Origin of the sequence: Paenibacillus sp. MER TA 81-3 (assembly GCF_023713585.1) — a bacterium.
GTDB lineage: Bacteria > Bacillota > Bacilli > Paenibacillales > Paenibacillaceae > Paenibacillus_B > Paenibacillus_B profundus.
This window is the reverse complement of sequence record NZ_JAMAWB010000017.1, coordinates 24,214-41,664: the sequence shown is the minus strand read 5'-3', so window position 1 is coordinate 41,664 and position 17,451 is coordinate 24,214. Positions and strand designations below refer to the sequence as shown.

General features: G+C 51.0%; 16 protein-coding genes. 7 read left to right on the top strand and 9 right to left on the bottom strand.

Going from position 1 to position 17,451, the window contains the following annotated elements; all coding sequences use genetic code 11:
- Nucleotides 1–57 precede the first annotated feature (57 nt).
- Genes M3650_RS21950 through M3650_RS21940 form a run of 3 tightly spaced genes read right to left on the bottom strand, consistent with a single transcriptional unit; the run spans nucleotide 58 to nucleotide 3,404 of the window.
- The gene (locus M3650_RS21950) at nucleotides 58–516 is read right to left on the bottom strand and encodes a helix-turn-helix transcriptional regulator (protein ID WP_251577796.1); all 459 of its coding nucleotides are present in this window, start codon (nucleotides 514–516) and stop codon (nucleotides 58–60) included.
- Nucleotides 416–1,600: a response regulator gene (locus tag M3650_RS21945; RefSeq protein WP_251577793.1), complete on the bottom strand. Its 1,185-nt coding sequence runs from the start codon at nucleotides 1,598–1,600 to the stop codon at nucleotides 416–418. Before M3650_RS21945 ends, M3650_RS21950 begins: the two co-directional genes overlap by 101 nt.
- Nucleotides 1,578–3,404: a sensor histidine kinase gene (locus M3650_RS21940; protein ID WP_251577791.1), complete on the bottom strand. Its 1,827-nt coding sequence runs from the start codon at nucleotides 3,402–3,404 to the stop codon at nucleotides 1,578–1,580. The genes M3650_RS21945 and M3650_RS21940 overlap by 23 nt, the downstream gene beginning before the upstream one ends.
- Nucleotides 3,405–4,265: 861 nt before the next feature.
- On the opposite strand from M3650_RS21940, the gene M3650_RS21935 reads away from it, so the two are divergent.
- The 7 genes from M3650_RS21935 to M3650_RS21905 all read left to right on the top strand — a co-directional run bounded on the left by M3650_RS21935 (nucleotide 4,266) and on the right by M3650_RS21905 (nucleotide 10,710).
- Entirely contained in the window at nucleotides 4,266–5,192 is a 927-nt protein-coding gene (locus M3650_RS21935) for an ABC transporter permease (protein ID WP_251577789.1), read from the top strand.
- A gap of 1 nt (nucleotide 5,193) precedes the next feature.
- Nucleotides 5,194–6,141, top strand: coding sequence for an ABC transporter permease (locus M3650_RS21930; protein ID WP_019420929.1), 948 nt, complete (start codon nucleotides 5,194–5,196; stop codon nucleotides 6,139–6,141).
- 12 nt (nucleotides 6,142–6,153) lie between these two features.
- Entirely contained in the window at nucleotides 6,154–7,188 is a 1,035-nt protein-coding gene (locus M3650_RS21925; RefSeq protein ID WP_251577787.1) for an ABC transporter ATP-binding protein, read from the top strand.
- Nucleotides 7,169–8,122, top strand: coding sequence for an ABC transporter ATP-binding protein (locus M3650_RS21920; RefSeq protein WP_251577785.1), 954 nt, complete (start codon nucleotides 7,169–7,171; stop codon nucleotides 8,120–8,122). The genes M3650_RS21925 and M3650_RS21920 overlap by 20 nt, the downstream gene beginning before the upstream one ends.
- Before the next feature lie 64 nt (nucleotides 8,123–8,186).
- Nucleotides 8,187–9,845 carry a peptide ABC transporter substrate-binding protein gene (locus tag M3650_RS21915; RefSeq protein WP_251577783.1) on the top strand — a complete coding sequence of 553 codons (1,659 nt, stop codon included), beginning with the start codon at nucleotides 8,187–8,189 and terminating at the stop codon, nucleotides 9,843–9,845.
- A complete protein-coding gene (locus tag M3650_RS21910; RefSeq protein WP_251577781.1) occupies nucleotides 9,846–10,229 on the top strand; it encodes a DUF3899 domain-containing protein in 384 nt (127 codons plus the stop codon). It begins immediately after the preceding gene.
- 322 nt (nucleotides 10,230–10,551) lie between these two features.
- The gene (locus M3650_RS21905) at nucleotides 10,552–10,710 is read left to right on the top strand and encodes a hypothetical protein (protein WP_251577779.1); all 159 of its coding nucleotides are present in this window, start codon (nucleotides 10,552–10,554) and stop codon (nucleotides 10,708–10,710) included.
- A 494-nt stretch (nucleotides 10,711–11,204) separates the two neighbouring features.
- Here M3650_RS21905 and M3650_RS21900 read toward each other — a convergent pair whose 3' ends face one another.
- From M3650_RS21900 to M3650_RS21875, 6 genes are all read right to left on the bottom strand, one after another.
- Nucleotides 11,205–11,804, bottom strand: a complete 600-nt coding sequence (locus M3650_RS21900; protein ID WP_019420923.1) for a response regulator transcription factor — start codon at nucleotides 11,802–11,804, stop codon at nucleotides 11,205–11,207.
- Entirely contained in the window at nucleotides 11,801–12,937 is a 1,137-nt protein-coding gene (locus M3650_RS21895) for a sensor histidine kinase (protein ID WP_251577777.1), read from the bottom strand. The genes M3650_RS21900 and M3650_RS21895 overlap by 4 nt, the downstream gene beginning before the upstream one ends.
- 54 nt (nucleotides 12,938–12,991) lie before the next feature.
- Complete coding sequence (gene desA / locus M3650_RS21890) at nucleotides 12,992–14,059, bottom strand: Delta(5) desaturase DesA (RefSeq protein WP_251577775.1); 1,068 nt, start codon at nucleotides 14,057–14,059, stop codon at nucleotides 12,992–12,994.
- Nucleotides 14,060–14,291: 232 nt separating this feature from the next.
- Entirely contained in the window at nucleotides 14,292–15,656 is a 1,365-nt protein-coding gene (locus M3650_RS21885) for an MATE family efflux transporter (protein ID WP_483311777.1), read from the bottom strand.
- A complete protein-coding gene (locus tag M3650_RS21880) occupies nucleotides 15,619–16,530 on the bottom strand; it encodes a metallophosphoesterase family protein (RefSeq protein ID WP_251577773.1) in 912 nt (303 codons plus the stop codon). Before M3650_RS21880 ends, M3650_RS21885 begins: the two co-directional genes overlap by 38 nt.
- Nucleotides 16,531–16,539: 9 nt before the next feature.
- On the bottom strand, nucleotides 16,540–17,430 hold the full coding sequence (locus M3650_RS21875) for a CehA/McbA family metallohydrolase (protein ID WP_251577771.1): 891 nt from the start codon (nucleotides 17,428–17,430) through the stop codon (nucleotides 16,540–16,542).
- Between the last annotated feature and the right edge of the window lie 21 nt (nucleotides 17,431–17,451).

Sequence of the window (17,451 nt, the reverse complement as noted above, 5' to 3'; positions counted from 1 at the left end):
GAATGCAAGATTCGATGCCGAGACCGCTTACAGTTATACTTCGTGATCAAAAGGGACTCAGACCGTTTCTTTGCGGTACTCCTTGGGCGACATACCGACATACTTATGAAACACAATCGCAAAATGGACCTGACTGTTGAAGCCGGTCATATCCGCCACCTCGTAAATTTTGTAACGGTAATCCAGTAAGAGCTCCTTCGCCTTCTCGATGCGCACCTCATTGAGATAATCGAACAGGCCCCGGTTCACCTCCTGCTTGAACAGCCGGCTAACATAGTTCGGGCTCACGTGGAACTGCTCCCCCAAGCTTTTGAGCGAGATCTCATCCCGATAATTCGTATCGATATATTGCAAAATACCGCGGATAAGCGGACTGTATTCCTTATGCTGCTGCGATAACTTCTCCGCCAGCCGTTCATTGAACAGCGAATGATAGACAACCGACAGCTCGCTGAAATCCTCGATTTCTTCCAGCCGGTTCGCATCGCCCCAATATTCCTCGCCGTCCTTCAGCATAAAACAGCAGGCCTTGATAAATTTTGCGGACATCCTTCTCGTCCATGCATTCGCTCTGCTGCAGGAACTGCTCCCACGCGGACAGGCTGCGGGCGAATTCATCGTATTTCTCATCCTTCAGCCCGTTCTTCATCGCCGCGATATAAGCGTTCACCTGCTCCAGCGCTTGCTCGGCATCCCCGTTCCGGTGCGCCTGGGCATAAAAGATCGGGTCGTTCGGGTGATAGAACTTCCTTGCCAGCGCCTGCTGCGCCTGCATGACCGCCTGGCCGCACTCGTGATAGACTTGCACGGGCTCGCTTATTCCGAACACGGTATCGATGTTGACGAACCTTTTCAGCGCAGCGCTAATGAGATAGACGAGCTCGTTCACATGCGCGAACGAGGCTTGCACGCTCTTCGTGCCGCTATGGCTCACCAATACGGCGTACAGGTTGTCCTCCAATTGCACATACTCCGCCTCTGGCTCTTTCGACAGCAGCTCAGAGACGATGTTCCCGATCGTATTGGGCAGGATGGACGCATTGTCCTTTGTGTACCGCTTAGCGACTTGCGTGTAATTTTTAATCGTGAACAGCAGCGCATACAAGTTGCCCTCCTGCAGCTTCGTCTGCCGGATGCCGTCCAAGCTGCCGCGAACCATCTGGCGCACAACATCCTCCTTGCTCTGAACAGAGCCCCCGCTGAGGCTATGCGATCCTTCGGAACCGGACTCGGCTTCTTCCTTTAATTTGGACAGCACCGCTTCGATCTCTTGCACATTCATGCTCGGCTTATGAAAATAATCCGCGGCCCCCAGCTTCATCGCCTTTTTAACCAGGTTGAAATCGTCAAAGCTGCTCAGAATGATCACCTTCGCCGGGACGTGCAGCGCTTTCATCTCCTGCAGCACCTCTAGACCGTCCTTCTTCGGCATCTTTATATCAAGCATGACAACATCCGGCTGCCGCTCCAAAATGAGCTTTATCGCCTCCTCGCCATCAGCGGCTTCGCCTACGATTTCCATGCCGGCCGCTTCCCAGCGAATGGCCGATTTCAACCCGATACGAACCAAGGGCTCGTCATCCACGATTACGATCTTCATTGCAATCCCCCCGTTCTTCCTCTGTAATGACCGGAATGATGATTTTGGCGGTCGTTCCGGCATTCTCTGTGCTCGTCATCCACAGACCGCAGTCTGTCCCATAGTTCAGCTCGATGCGCGAGCGTATATTTTTCACCCCAATCCCGTTCATCGGATCCGAACCCGGACCGGGCTGCAATTCTTCCAGATCCGCACCTGACATGCCTCTGCCGTTGTCAGCGACAATCATAACGACATGCTCGCCCTCGCGGTGGATGCGAATGCTCAGCTTCCCTTTGTAAGGAATGCCGTCGAAGCCGTGAAAAATCGCATTTTCCACAAGCGGCTGCAGCAGAAATTTCAACGTCTTGTATGGAAGCACCTCCGGGTCAATGTCATACTCCACCTCGAATTTGTTAAGATAACGGAAATCCAATATATTCGTATAGTTCCGGATGAACTCGACTTCCTCCTGAATCGTCACCTCGTCGCTCTCTGCCTTCGCTGTAAACTTGATCACCGAGGAAAAAGCGGTCAACGCCTCTTCGATTCCGGTCGCTCCTTGAATTTTCGCCATCCACTTGATGACATTGAGCGTATTGTACATAAAATGCGGCCGAATCTGCGATTGGAGCGCCAGCAGTTCCAACCGCCGCTTCTCTTGCTCTTCGTCATAGATGCGTTGAATCAGCCGCCGGATTTCCTGCAGCATATGGTCGATCGTGATACTGATTCGGCCCACTTCCCCATGCTGAATATCAATGTTGACGTCCAGCTTGCCTTGGGAGACCTGCTTCATCTTCGCGTTCAAGTCAGAAAGCGGTTTCGTAATACTCGTCGCGATATATATCGAAGCAAGAATGGACAAGGCGAGCAGAACGAGCAGCGAAATGAAAATCGTCCGCACGATAACGTCCACGAACGAGAACAACTCCTGCTTCGGTATAACCGTCACCGCTTGCCAATTCGTCACCTCGGAAGCTGACGTGATAATGTAATTATCGGCATCTTCCCTCGTTTCGAGCTCTCCGCCGCCTGCAGGCTTCCTATTTTCCAGCACGTTTGCTGCCGCCGACCCGATATCCCCCGGATTTTTGCTGTATACGATGTTCTTCTGCTCATCAATTAAATAGAATTGCGTATGCTCCGTGAAGTGAATGCTGCTCCACAAGCCTGCCAGCTTGTCGATGCCGATGTTAAGCAGAATCAAGCCTAGGTTCTCCTTCGTATATGGGTCGACAATGGCGCGGCCAATCGATACGACCGGAGTGTCATGGAACGACATCAGCTTCTCGGGATGGATGCCGACCGGAACGACAAGCCCTTTTTGCTGCAAAATCGTTTGGATAAACGGCTCGCTGTAAAATTCCTGTTCCAAATAACGATGATCCATATAGCCGTTATTACTTCGTCCCACTACGACATGATTGGTGCTCTGATAGATGACGGCCGAGTCCAACAGATCCGTATAGAGCATCATGCTATTTCGAATAATTCCGTTCACCGTATCGAAGTCCCGGCCCCGCTCGTATAACGGATAAGGGAGCGAATCATAGTCTTTGCGCATAATTTGAAATATCGTCTGATCCCGCTCGGGGTACATCGCCAGCCGCAGCAAGGGCTGCAGGGACGTGTCGATGTTTTTGACGATCTGGTTGTTGTTGTCCACCGCTGCGTCCAAAATCATATTCCGGTTCGAATCCATATACAGCCACGACAACGTGCCGCCGATGATGACGAATGGAATAATGAGAAAGCATGAAAACACGATAATGAGCTTATGCTTCAAGCTTACATTGCGCAGCCGGTTCCTGATGTTCCGCATTCAATCCTCTCCCCGCTGACAGCGCCATTAATGCGCTTACATTGCAAAAAAACAAAAAGCCCATCGCAAGCTGGTTGGCATCGGTGCAGAATCTTAGGTGAGCAGCGTGTGGATGAACTTCTAATCTTAGTGTAACGCATGAGGCAATATACTCAAGGGACACATAATTCCATGTGCTGCGCATTTGGAAACTGATCGGCTAACGGATCGAGCGAGGCAGCCTATCTATTGCAACATGAGTTGAGAACTCTAATACTGCTCATCTTTCTGGCAAAATGAGTTCATCTGTTTCTTAGGCGCTGGTTGCTCGCGCGGTAACAGCAGCCCCCGAACAGCCCATTGGAAAACATACAGCGGAAAGCAGGAATTGAGCGGTTAAATGACAGGGAGACTGCATTTGATCCAATGGATTTGTCAATTGAACAACCAATGATAGTCCCATAAATGTCAAATAACAGAATCGCATTGGACGAATTCCAATGAAGCATCACACCATGAGGTTAGTAGGCTGTTTTCACTGTACAAAATCCAATGGATGAGGCAAAGGGAATCCCCTCCATCCTTTTGTCCTTATTTCTCTCCCCTCTCTATTGAAAGCGGAACCAACCTTATCTCTACCTTCACTACTAAGAACACCTTCCATTCTCGTAATATCCTAAACTGTAAAATTTACATATTCATAAGTTGACATCTCCCCGGTTCTGTCCTATTATTCATACTATTCCAATCAGATTTAACTATTTTAATTTAATTAACAACTCATCCTTTTAATAGGATAGGGGGATATCTCTTTTTTTAAGATATATACCTACTATTCAGATTACGTTACTAAGGATTATACAGACAGGAGAATAAACGAATATGTATGTGCTAAAACGGCTGTTCACCATGCTGGTTACCCTGTGGATCATCGTCACCTTAACCTTTGTAATCATGCATATTATCCCGGGCGATCCTTTTGCTACCGATTCCAAGGCCATCCCTGAATCCGTCTTGGAAAATATGCGGGCCAGGTACAACTTGGATAAGCCATTGCCCACTCAATATATATTGTATTTGAAAAGCTTGCTTACCTTGGACTTGGGGCCTTCCATTCAATCCAAAACAACAGATGTGAACACTCTGATTGCCAGAGGCTTTCTCCCATCCGCCATATTGGGCATACAGTCCATGCTCTTGGCGCTTGTTGCCGGAATCGCCTTGGGCACTATCGCGGCGCTGAACCATAATCGCACCTTCGACTATATATCCATGTTCGTCGCTATGATCGGCATCTCCATTCCGAGCTTCATCTTAGCCCCGCTGCTGATTAAGTATATGGCGGTGAAATGGGGATTGCTCCCCGTCGCATCTTGGGGAACATGGAGGCATACGATCTTGCCGTCGTTGGCGTTAGCCGTCACTCCCGTGGCAATCATCGCCCGCTTCGTGAGGACCAGCATGCTGGAGGTGCTGCATCAGGAATATATACAGACGGCCGAAGCCAAGGGCTTGTCCACTTGGAAGATAGTCGTTCGGCACGGGCTGCGGAATTCATTGATTCCCGTGTTGTCCTTTATGGGGCCGCTGTTCGCCTCGGTCATCACTGGCACCTTCGTTGTCGAGAAAATTTTCGCTATTCCGGGCATCGGCAAATATTTTGTAGACAGTATTTTCAACCGGGATTATCCCGTCATTATGGGCACGACGATTTTTTACAGCGCCGTCTTGGTGATCACTTTATTCCTGATAGATATGTCCTATCGGTTCGTCGATCCGAGAATCAAACTAGCCAGCAAAGGAGATTAGCATGAAAGCATCATCAGCCGAATTGGATCATCTGTTTCACCCCATAGACCGGAGCAGCATGGCAGATCAGGTCCTAACCCGGCCAAGCGTTCCCTTATGGAGAGACATGATCCGGAAATTATTGAAAAACAAACTGTCAGTGCTGGGGCTTGCCCTGCTGCTATTGATTATATTGCTCGCGGTGATAGGCCCGTCCTTGCTCCCCCATTCGCCGAGCACACAATCTTTGACGCGAACGAACCTGCCCCCTTCAGCCGAGCATTGGTTCGGCACCGATGATCTGGGGCGGGATGTATGGGCGCGGACCTGGGCCGGTGCCCGAATCTCGCTTACGATCGGCTTTGCCGCGGCGGCCATCGACTTGGTGGTTGGAATTATGGTGGGCGGCGTATCCGGTTATATGGCGGGGCGGGGACGCCTCGGCGATCGGGTGGACAGCATTCTGATGCGCATCGTTGAGATTTTGTACAGCATTCCTTATCTGCTCGTCATTATTTTGCTGCTTGTCATTATGAAGCCCGGAATCATCACGATGATTGTCGCGCTGTCCATTACGGGCTGGGTGGGAATGGCGCGGGTAGTGCGCGGCCAGATGCTGCAGTTGAAGCAGCAAGAGTACGTATTGGCAGCGCAAAAGCTGGGAACGTCGCATGCACGCATTATTTTCAAGCACCTGCTTCCGAATGCAGCAGGCATCATTATTGTCAATTTGACGTTTACGATACCGGCGGCCATCTTTTCCGAATCGTTCCTCAGCTTTCTCGGTCTGGGCGTTCAAGCCCCTGCGGCCAGTTGGGGCACGATGGCCAACGATTCACTCGGGGTCATCCTGAGCGGGCAATGGTGGCGGCTGTTTTTCCCCGGATTAATGATTTCGCTAACTATGTTTGCGTTTAACGCATTTGGCGACGGGCTGCAGGATGTTCTGGATCCCCGGTCGCACAATTAAGGAGGTGCGCGCATGAATCATTTGCTGGAGGTTCGTCATCTGAATGTTGCTTTCCGCTCCCGTGAGAGGGAACTTCAAGCCGTGCGTGACGTGTCCTTCCATATCAACGAACAGGAAACATTGGCGATCGTAGGCGAGAGCGGCAGCGGGAAGAGCGTGACGGCCCGGGCTATTATGGGCATGCTTCCCTCTCCCTACGGCTCGATTAAAGGCGGAGAGATTCACTTTCAAGGCCAACCCATTACAGGTCTTAACAAAAGAGCGTTGCGGAAAATAAGGGGCTCCGAGATTGGCATGGTGTTCCAAGATCCAATGTCGTCGCTCAACCCTACCATGAAGATTGGCGCGCAGATTGGCGAGGGATTGCTGCAGCACCAGAAGCTTACCCGGGCCGAGGCGCGGCACAGGACCATCGAATTGCTGCAGTTAGTGGGCATCCCCGACGCAGCCAGCCGGTATCACCAGTATCCGCATGAGTTCAGCGGAGGCATGCGGCAGCGCGTCGCCATTGCGATTGCGCTTGCCTGCAACCCGAAGCTCCTCATCGCAGACGAGCCGACTACCGCGCTGGATGTGACGATACAAGCGCAAATCATGGATATGCTGACCAACTTGCAGGAACGCATGGGCAGCTCCATCCTGCTCATCACCCATGATTTGGGTGTCGTGGCTGAAGTGGCCCATCGCGTTGCCGTGATGTATGCCGGAATTATTGTGGAGACGGGTACGGTAGAAGATATTTTCGAGCGCCCCAGACACCCTTATACCTGGGGGCTGCTGCAATCGACACCGAAGCTGGACGCGCCGGATCAGGAGCGCCTCGTACCGATTGAGGGATCTCCGCCCGATCTGTACTCGCCGCCACAGGGATGTCCGTTCGCACAGCGATGTCCTTACGCGATGGAGGTGTGCGTCCATCATCTGCCTGAAGCCATGTCATTCACTGATAACCATAGTGCGCGGTGCTGGCTGAACGATCCCCGTTCCCCTGCGGAGCACGCGCCTATCGCAGCAAGGAGGAACGAATATGCCGGAGCCCATTCTTGAAATTCATGAGCTGCGCAAGCATTTTCACATCGCTTCCGATCGGGTCGTGAAATCGGTTGACGGAATCAGCTTAACCATCCAACCCGGAGAGACGCTCGGGCTCGTAGGGGAAAGCGGCAGCGGAAAATCAACGCTTGGCAAAACAATCGTGGGACTGCTCGACGCTACATCCGGAAAGGTGGTGTTCAACGGCAAAGACACTGCTCTGGCCCGAGCCAAAGAGAAACGGGAACTGAACCGCAATATGCAAATGATCTTCCAAGACCCGCATGCCTCCCTTAATCCCCGGCTGAGAGTCGGAGATATTATCGCGGAAGGGATTGACGCTCATCGGCTGGCAAGGGGGCAAGCCAGAAAAGATCGTGTCGCCGAGCTTCTGGAACGAGTCGGTCTGCATCCGGATCACGCCTTGCGATTCCCCCATGAATTCAGCGGCGGACAGAGGCAGAGGATCGGCATCGCGCGTGCATTGGCGGTGAAGCCGCAGTTCATTGTCGCTGATGAACCGATATCTGCGCTCGACGTGTCGATTCAAGCGCAGATTGTCAACCTGCTGAAGGATCTGCAGGCGGAAGAAGGGCTGAGCTATTTGTTCATCGCTCATGATCTGGCCATGGTCAAGCATATTAGCGACAGAATCGGCGTGATGTACTTAGGTAAAATGATGGAGCTGGCCGACCGCAGCTCACTGTTCCGTGAACCGCTCCATCCTTATACTCAAGCGCTTCTCTCGGCAATACCTGCTTCGGATCCTTCCGTAAGAAGGCTGCGCGAAAGAATCGTGCTGAAGGGAGATCCGCCAAGCCCGATCTCTCCGCCAACGGGATGTCCGTTTCACGCCAGATGTCCCGCCGCCACGGATGTGTGTGCGCATCACATGCCGGAAGGCAAGGAGGTACGCCCCAACCATTGGGTCGCTTGCCATTTATATTAGTTTTTAGAGGTTGTTCAGAAAAGGCCCCTTTTGATCACTTACTTATATTAACGGAGGAAAGACAATGAGAAAATGGAACGTAATGATAGCTATTCTACTATTCGCAGCAGCCGCCTTGGCTGGGTGCGCAGGCAAGGATAACAGTGCCGCCAATCCGTCCGGCGCAGCGCAAGGAACTGCCGAGACCGCTGCTGAGAAGATTCCGCAGGTGCTGACCACGAATCTGTCCGGCGGAGAACCGTATACACTGGATCCTGCCTTCGCATCGGACACGACTTCGTATTTTATTATCGATAATCTGTACGAAGGGCTCTACACCTATGACAAATCCGGAAAAATCGTGGAGGGCGCGGCCAGCAAGGTAGACGTGTCAGCCGACGCCAAGACATACACCTTCACCATCCGCGATGGAGCCAAATGGTCCAACGGCGATCCGGTAACAGCCCAAGACTTCGAGTACTCTTGGAAGCGTATATTGAATCCGAAGACGGCCGCTTATGACCCTTCCTCTCTCTACTACATTAAGGGCGCCGAGGAATATAACACGGGCAAAGGGAGCGCGGAAGACGTTGGCGTAACGGCCAAAGATGAACATACGTTAGTTGTGGAATTAAAAGCGCCGCTCAGCATCTTCCCTATTATTGCGGTGGGACATGCCTATCTCCCCGTCCGTTCGACGGTCGTAGACAAGGACGAGAAATGGGCAGCCGAGTCCAACACGATTGTCGGCAACGGGCCTTACGTTCCACAGGAATGGAAGCATAACGAACAGATTACGCTGGCCAAGAACGATCAATATTGGAACAAGGATGCCATCTCGATGGAGACGATTCATTTTAAAATGGTGCAGGACGCAACGACCTACTATCAAATGTACAAAACTGGCGATCTGGACATGATCCTGTCCTTGCCATTGGATACTATTGATCAAGAAAAGCAAAATAAAGAATATTTGTCTCATCCTTCTTTTAGCGTCTATACGTATTCGTTCAACGTGAAGGAAAAACCGTTCACCAATCAAAAAATTAGACAAGCCTTCGCTTACGCCATCGACCGTGAGTCCCTTACGAAAAATGTGACGAAGGGCGGGGAAACGCCTGCTCTCGGATATGTGCCTTATGGGCTGACCAATCCGTCTGGCAAAGACTTCCGCGACGATGCTCCAGAGAAATACTATGAGTTCAATGCTCAAAAAGCGAAAGAATTGCTTGCGGAAGGTTTAAAAGAAGAGGGCTTGACCCAGCTTCCGCCGGTGTCGTTCAAGTACAACACGGCGGATAATCACAAGAAAGTGGCGGAAGCTCTACAGGAAATGTTCAAAGAAAATCTGGGCGTGGAAATCAAGCTGGAGAATCAGGAATGGAAGACCTACATCGATACGTTCAAGCAGAAAAATTTCCAAGCTGCCCGGATGGGATGGGAAGGCAACTATTTGGATCCGTTGGGCGTGCTGGGTCATTATACTTCTAGCAACTCCAACAACTTCACGAACTGGAGCAACAAGGAGTACGATAATCTGATCGAAAAGTCCACATACGAATTGGACCCGAACAAGCGGGTTGAATTGCTTCAACAAGCGGAGAAAGTGCTGATGGATGACCTGCCGATCATTCCAATCCTGTTCTCAGCAGACACTGCATTGGTAAGTCCTAAGGTAACAGGCATCATATTCGATGCTCGTTCCAACCCTGATCTGCGCTTTGCCACACGGGTCGAACAATAAATGCTCAAGCGTTATATTGCAGTTACCTTCATGATGGCGGGTATGCTCTACATCACATATTCGCCATCTGCCTTCGGCAATGCCGCAGACATTGCCATCGTCAATCAGCTATTCTTGTATAGCTTGATTGCGTTGGTCATAGGCGCTAGCAGTTATGTGTTGCACACCGGATTCTTGACACCTGTCTTGCGGGGGTTCGCGGGACTTGGATCACTATTCGTTCAAAAATCAAAAGCGCTGCGGGAAGAAAACGAACGGCTTCAATCCGATAGCTCCCTGCTCGCTTGGAAAGTCTCTATTTCCCGCAAGTTGGCAGCTTACGCTTTGGGCGGCGGCTCCGGCATGCTGATCGGGTCTGTAAGTCTCCTGCTTTTCTATTTTTGAATTTGCCTCATCATATGATCTGATCATACAGACAGGCTATCCTTTGCGTGGATTTTGTTCTACAGTAGGGATAGCCTGCTGCTTTCTTCACTGCTAATCAAAAGGCTGCGTTAATCCTTAATGTTGATATCTGATATATGTGAACAATAGTTGGGATATCCCATTACCGTTTCAAGTCTGATGGGAAAGCTTGGTTCCGTTACTTAGACAGCAAGGAATATGAGAACACAATCACAGAAGATAAGCAGGAGTTATTATCGGTGCTCCAGGCACTTGAGCAGGCTTGTTACTCAGGCTAGAAGATTACAAACCATGAAACCTTTTGAATATGCCGTTCGCGACAGAGCGCATTCAGACTGACGGGGACTGCTTCATTCGTTCCTTTGCTTCACTCTCCCTATCCTTCAGAAAGAGTACGGCCAAGAGTCGCTGGGCAACCGGCGTCACCATTGTCCGCTTTATACCGACGCTGGGCAGCTGACATCACCATTGAACGCTTTATGCCGACGCTGGGCAGCTGACATCACCATTGTCCGCTTTATGCCGACGCTGGGCAACTGACATCACCATTGTCCGCTTTATGCCGACGCTGGGCAGCCGACATCACCATTGAACGCTTTATGCCATAGCATCTATACGAATCAGCATATGCCATATCCGCGCCAACATCCTTTCTGACTGTATGGGAGAGTGGGCAAAGGATACGAAAGGTCATACCACGGTAGGTGCAACCTGAATGACAGGGATAGTGAGTAGAACGTGCAATAGAGCAGCCCCATTTTGGGTACAGTCTCCCAATTTCGGTCATATGTGCATGAAGCATGAAGTTACTACTGACGCAAAAAACCCGCAAGCAATGTGCGGGATACGAATGGTGTATATCTGGCCCGGACTAGATGTATCAATGATGCGATGCGAGCCGCAGGATTCGGCACCGGCCAGGATGCGCTTCTAAATGGATGTCAGCGGTATTCGTTACTTGAACCATCCCTTTTCCTTGAACCGCGTGATGGCTTCAATCCGATTGCTGACATTGAGCTTATCGAGGATAACGGAAATGTAATTGCGGACGGTCCCTGTTGTAATATACAGCTGCTCGGCGATTTCCTTCGTATTTTTACCGTCGGCGATAAGCCCCAGCACTTCCTTTTCCCGCTCGGTCAACGGATTCTCTTCACTGTATGCCTCATCCACCAGCTCCGATGCATAGATGCGCCGGCCGGCCATAATGCTGCGTATCGAATCAGCCAGTTCCTCACTGGGACTGTCTTTCAACAAGTAGCCGTTCGCACCCGCCTTCAAAGCCCGCTCAAAATATCCGGCTCTGGCAAAAGTGGTTAATATCATCACCTTGCAACCGCATCCCTTTAGCTCCTCGGCCGCGTCTAACCCGCTTTTCCCCGGCATTTCAATGTCCATAATGCAAATATCCGGCTTATGCAGGTGAACCAACTGTACGGCCTCCTCACCATTGCGTGCTCTGCCAACGACACTCATATCCTCTTCCAGATCAAGCAGGGAAGCAAGAGCGCCCAGCAGCATCCGCTGATCTTCGGCGATTACAATTCGAATCATATTCCCACCTCCTTTTCCGGTTGCTTGAATACGTTCGGCACTTTAATTACGATCATCGTTCCATTGTTTGATACGATTTCCATACTTCCGTTCACAAACTCAAGCCGTTCTTTCATGCCCCGCAGCCCATTTCCTCTCGCGTAGACGGAATCCCCTGCTATGCCGATCCCATTGTCCTTCACCTTGACACTCAGTTCGGTATGTGATGGCTCAATGACGATCGAGCAAGACGAAGCATTGCTATGCTTCACGATGTTGGTCACCGCTTCCTTCAGGCACATGCTCAACACATTTTCGATCAACAGAGAGGTGTTGGACAGCGTTTGGTCGCCTTCCAAGGTGAATTCAATTTCTGCCGCCTTCAAAATCTGCTTGATTCGAAACATCTCATCCTCTAATCTCGTACCCCGCATTTGGGTGACCATTTCCCGAACTTCCTTTAATGCGCTTCTGGCCGTTTGACGGACATCGTTGATCTCGGATTGGGCTTGGGTCGGGTTCTTGCTTATTAATTTGCCGGCTAAGTCGCTCTTCAGACCGATTAAGGAGAGCTTCTGACCAAGTGTATCATGGAGGTCACGGGCGATTCGTTGGCGTTCTTCCAGCTTGACCAGTTCGGAAATCCTTTTATTCGCATCCTCCAGCTGGTCCTGTAGTTTTTCTCGCTTGTTGCGGTTGTAAGTAGTGACAGGAAGGAGAATCACGCCGATCAGACTGACAAGGACAAACGGCAGCTGGGAAATCAATACAGGGTTTTTCGTTACAAAGCCAAAGTTGATCGTTGCGATCGTGCTGACGAGATGGATGGTGTATAACGTAAAAAATCCAATCCGGTGTTGGATATTCCCTATAAAAAAAGCTAAGAAGAGTGAGAAATACACATAGCCGAACCACAAGGTCATCGTAATGGAAATCAATATTTGCACGGATGTCCAAAAGTACATCAGCCAGCCTTTCGAAATAAAGGAAAGCACGTAGCAAATAAAGAACATCAGAATCATAACGATGCCAGTTACAACTTCGTACGTGGAAGAGGCGCGAAATATGAAATAAAACGGGAGGATGTAAAAGACGACCCACACATACGGACTAAGACCCGTGCTTTTGTGAAAAATCTGATACCACTTCTGCATGGTCGCCCCCCCTTTTCTTCGCTGAACTATTTAATTGTATATTAACACAAACGTTTATGAACGCGTATATTTTCCCTGCACGCTTGGGGTGCGGGTTTTCATCGTTTCGGCCACAGAATTAGGCTTGCGCAGCACATGCTTGATATCTTTAAAACCGACAAACGTTTTATTTTGTTCATCCCACAGTCGAAAACGGAGCGACTTCAGGCTAGTCCCGATTGTAATCGTCGTTGCTTTCTGCAGGGGTGGAGTTGCATTATGCGCCTTCTCTAGGTTATAGTTTGGCACTTTGGGGCTCAAATGATGAACGTGGTGAAAGCCAATATTACCGGTTACCCATTGCAAAATCTTAGGCAGCTTATAATAAGAGCTTCCTTCCACGGCAGCCTTCACATAGCTCCACTCATCTTCGTTCTCGAAGTAAGAATCCTCAAACTGATGCTGGACATAGAACAACCAGATCCCCAACATGCCAGATAAGAAAAAGATCGGTCCCTGGACCATGACAAACGCCTGCCATCCAATGGCCCAGCACAGCAGCGCGTACAGAGCGACGATGGATACATTCGTTACGTAAGTGCTGATTCGCTCTTTCCGCTTCGCACCTTTGTGGTTAAAGCGGTATGAAAATAGAAAAATAAAAATCGGTCCGAGCCCCAGCATTACAAATGGATTCCGATATATCCGATAAGCAATTCGCTTCATTAAGGGAGCTGCGGCATATTCGTCTATGGTAAGAACCCACATATCTCCGGTTCCCCGTTTATCGAGATTACTGCTCGTTGCATGATGGATTGAATGGCTATTTTTCCACTGTTGATACGGAACGAGTGTAATGACACCCGTGATGGTGCCAAGTATATCATTGGCTAGGCGGCTTTTGAAGAACGATTGATGACAGCAGTCATGGAAAATGATAAAGGTCCGGATAACAAACCCTGAAGCGACGATCGCAATGGGAATGGTAAGCCAGTACGATACAGAAAGGCTTAAATACGCAGCATACCAGAGCAGCACTAAAGGCACCAAGGTGTTAATAATTTGCCGAATGCTAGATTTCATATCGATTTTTTCATATGGTGCGACATTTTTCTTTAAGCTGGATAGTTTGGATTGAGTCATCGTATGTTTTTCCTCCTAGGGTATGACACTTGGGGAACATATCCGAACAACAACGGCAGATTCCTATCTTCAGTATAGAAAATACAACCAGCTTGTTGTAGTCATAAACGTCAAGTCGAGAGTATGACAAATGTCATATAGGGAGGCGGAGCATACGTGATGCATCAGCATTTATTTAGGTTCATGCCAAAAGAGCCATGGGACTCATCCCATGACCCTCTCATCCTCCTGATTACGCTGCTAAAATGTTCAAGCGCTGCCAAGCGCGCTTCCTCCACCTGCTCAGCATCACAAGCGCCCGCACCCATTCATCAATGGCGAACGCCAACCAGATACCTGTCAGCCCCAGCTCGAATACAATCCCGAATACATAGGCCAACGGCACGCTGATCCCCCACATGGACACCAAGCCGATGAGCACCGGAAACTTGACATCGCCCGCCGCATTCAAGGAACTAATGAGCACCATGTTGCAGGCACGGGCTGGCTCCAGCAGAATGGACAAGAGCATGAGCTGCTTGCCGAGCCGCATAATTTCCGGAGCGGATGTGAAGAGACCGATCAATAGATCGGACAGACTGTACAGGAGGATGCCCACAGCAAGCGACACAAGAACCGCCAGCTTCAGATGGCGAATGCCGGCTTGATAGGCATCATCCTTGCGCATGCTCCCAATCAAGTGGCCAACCATAATTTGCGTGCCTTGGCCAATCGCCATTGAAAAGACGAAGACGAAGGACGTAATGTTCTGCGTATAAATCTTGGTCGTCAATGCTGCCGCGCCCAATAAGGCTACTAAATACGTGATGACCACCTGGGACAGATTATAGGATACGTGCTCGCCTGCCGATGGTATACCCAGCTTGAAGATCAGATGAAGGTTCCCCTTTCTCATATGAAAAGGATTCATCAAGCGCACCGGCTGCTCCAGCCGCCGATTGCACACAGCCCAATAAGCAGCCAAAGCGATAGCCCGGCTGATCCAAGTGGATACAGCCACGCCGCCCACGCCCAGAACCGGCATCCCGAACGGCTCCATTAGAACCAAATAGTTGCCGAGAATATGCAGCAGATTGACGCCGAACGAGATGACCATCATGTCCTTCACCATTCCCCGGCAGCGCAGCATCGTACCGAGCGTCATATTAATGGCGATCATGAACACGGAGCTGCCGACGATGGACAAATAAGCGCTGCCTTCTGCCAGCAAATCAGGAGGCAGCTTGAACAGGAGCAGGAACACATCCGCGTACGCACACAATCCCGCGCTGAACAGAAGACCGATCATCAAATTCAACGTGAGGGCCGTTCTGCTGATTGCATCCGCTTCGTGCAGCTTGCCCGCGCCAATCCATTGATTGAGCACGACACTCGTGCCCACGGTAACGAATCCGAACATAAGGCCGACTACCGTCAGTATCTGATTGGCTACGCCAACGGCCGCCACAGCTCCGTCGGAATAGCTGCTCAGCATCATCGTATCTGCGGTGCCGAGCAGCATCCCGAACAGAGACTCCATGAAGATCGGCCATGTCAAGGACAGGATGCCATAGCGAGAGCTATACGCTGTGCTCATATCTGGCAACACTCCCGTCATCCAACCGGATCCATGTCTGGAAACGGTGTTGCCCCTCGAGCAGGCGAATAACACGGGCTCCCCGCTGCAGTGTGCCGTAACCGCCGTATCCTGTCACTCTTCCGTACCCGAGCCGAATGCCGTGCAAGACACCCACATAATCGTTATCGTGATCATGGCCGGCGAAGGCTCCCATAACATCTCCCTTCTCGGCCATCGCTGTGAACAGCCCGCTGTTCAGACGGGGGCAGCATACGGCTTCATGCCTAATGCCTGAGGCTTGACCGGATTCCCAAGCTTCCTTGTACTCCGGTATCGGAATATGGAAGAAGGCCAAGCTTGGCAAGGGGCTGCCGTTCTGCTGATGATAACGAAGCGACTCCCGGCGATACCAATCCACTTGATCCGGACGAATCCATGCGTATCCCCCGATAGATGCGGGAGCCATATCACCCGAATCGAACAAATACAGCAGGGCTGCATCGGATGAATCCGCTGACGACTTCACCGTAAGGCTGTAGTTGCCTACCCCGTGAATATCCATCGGCCCAGATTCCGATATCGATAGTCGGCAAGCCGCTATCCCCTCCAGCAGCTGCTCTCGGGTCGCGCTGCTCTCCGCGTCATGATTGCCGAAGATGACGGCAAATGGCACCTGCCTCCGCTCCGGAACTGCGGCGATCCGGCGCAGCACGGCGATGGGCTGCTCCACTTCCTTCCCGTACAGCATATCGCCGGAATAGACGATCAGATCGGGCTGCTCCGCCTCGATGATGCGCTCGGTCAAGGCCAAGGTGCGAGCGTCCTCTTCGTCCTTGCCGCCTCCGACATGCAGGTCGGTGAACTGAACGATTGTAAATGTGCCGTCTGGGCGAAATTTCAACGGAATGCTCATCTCAATAAGTCACCCCTGTTCCAGGAACAGCGGCTGCGAGAACGCACCGAAGCCCCCCTCCAAATAGACCGCCATCCGCACATACCCTTCATCCCCCTTGCAGTCGTACACAATCTGCTTGAACCTGCCCGTCTCCTCATGAAGCACCCTTCCGTTCTGGCCGATGAGCGTTGCGTACTTGTACATCCCATCCAGATGAACGTCGGACGGCAGTTCTGCCACGATGGTCGGTCCTTCCGTACGGATAGACTCGAAGCCGTATCCGGTAGACACGTAGAAGCTGCCGTGGCGAATTGCGCTCAGCACCGCTTCTCTGGTGTTCTCGCGGGCGTACACCATATTCCACGCTCTGCGCTCTTGGCCGTACGCATGGAAGTCGTCGTTGCCGAAGCCCCACACCTTCCGTCCTGAGGATAGCAGGGCGTCCCACTTGTCGAATGCAATGTCATATTGCGGATGACCGTCGCCATTGATGACTTCGATGCCTGTATAAGACGACAGTCGGAGCATATCTGTGAACTTCCAGTATTGGGAGAAATACCGGTTCGGATGGACCAGCACCGATATCCCGCCGTTCTCCAGACACATTGCAGACAGACGCTCGTAATTGCCAATCGTGAACTCGTTCGTATAATCGTCCATCAGCGTATCCGGCGGCTGCACCAGCAGCATGTGCGCCTGCGGGCTGCTCACCTCGATCGCTTCGAACAGGGTCGGAGTCGGACTCTCGTCCGTATGCGGCGTAATCTGATCATGATCGGAAATACCTAGAAAATCATAATCATTGTACATCCGGTATACCGTTGCCAAAGGATGATGACCGTCGCTGTTCGTCGTATGGTTGTGGAAGCTTCCCCGCAGCCACAGTCCTTCTTGTGCATATGGATTTCTAATGTTCATGCAGCCAGCCTCCTGTCCAAA